Source organism: Streptomyces viridosporus, assembly GCF_002078235.1.
GTDB lineage: Bacteria > Actinomycetota > Actinomycetes > Streptomycetales > Streptomycetaceae > Streptomyces > Streptomyces viridosporus.
The window spans coordinates 1-923 of the sequence record NZ_MSGP01000831.1 but is presented as its reverse complement, the minus strand read 5'-3'; the positions used below and the strand labels follow the sequence as shown (position 1 = coordinate 923).

Sequence of the window (923 nt, the reverse complement as noted above, 5' to 3'; positions counted from 1 at the left end):
GCGTGCAGCCCGGCCGCGCCGAACACCACCGCATAGGCGGGCCAGGCCCACGACGGCGGGGTGAAGGCCGCGGTCGGCACGGCCATCGCGGCCATGCCGAAGCCCATGAGCGCCTCACCGCCCGCGGCGCGGCCGGGCTGCACGCGCTGTGGGCGGCCCGTACGAACGTGCGTCACCTGCACCACCTGGTCGGGGCCGGGGCCATGGTCTACATGGCGGTGGTGATGGCCACCTCCCCCGGTCACGGGCACGGCGGCTCGGGCATACCCCTGCTGACCGGGATCCTGCTGCTCTACTTCACCGCGTACGTGCTGGCGACGGGTGCCCGGCTGGTGCCCGTGCCCGCCGCGGCGGGCACGGGCGGGTCCGCCCGGTGGGGCGACCGACCGGAGCTGGCCCGGGCCTGCCGGCTCTGCATGGGGGTGGCGATGGTGGCGATGCTGCCGGCGATGTGAGGCGGGCCGGGAGTCCCGCCGGCCGGAGCACCGGGCCGTTGGCTGCGTCACTTTGCCCGACGGGCCGTACCCACGCTCGGTACCGCGCTCATAGGCTGCACGCATGATGCTCCCCGCGGCCCTGCTGCTGCTCGGCGTCCTGATCGCCGTCGCCGGTCCCCGGCTGCTCGCCCGGGCCGACTGGCCGGACCGCGAACCGGTGGTGGCGTTGTGGGTGTGGCAGTGCGTGATCGCGGCGGTCCTGCTGTGCTGCGCCCTGTCGATGACGTTCAGCGCGGCGGCGGCCTGGCAGGCGGTGGGCGGCCACGTGTTCGCCACCGCGCCCCGCGCGGTCGCCGAGGCGTACGTCCTCGGGACGGCCGGGCTCTGGGCGGCGACCACCGCGGTGGCACTGGCGTGCGGCGGGATGTGGAGCGCGGCGATGCTGGCCCGGGAGATCGTGCGGGCCCGCGCCCGGCGCCGGGCGCG

3 pseudogenes are annotated in these 923 nt (G+C 76.7%); 2 read left to right on the top strand and 1 reads right to left on the bottom strand.

Features of this window, described 5'->3' with window-relative positions:
• Positions 1 to 131: pseudogene (locus tag B7L92_RS41295) on the bottom strand (DUF5134 domain-containing protein); the annotation flags it as partial.
• Here B7L92_RS41295 and B7L92_RS37975 point away from each other — a divergent pair.
• Positions 126 to 455, top strand: a pseudogene (locus tag B7L92_RS37975) (DUF5134 domain-containing protein); the annotation flags it as partial. The pseudogenes B7L92_RS41295 and B7L92_RS37975 overlap by 6 nt on opposite strands.
• 103 nt (positions 456 to 558) lie before the next feature.
• Positions 559 to 923: pseudogene (locus B7L92_RS37970) on the top strand (M56 family peptidase); the annotation flags it as partial.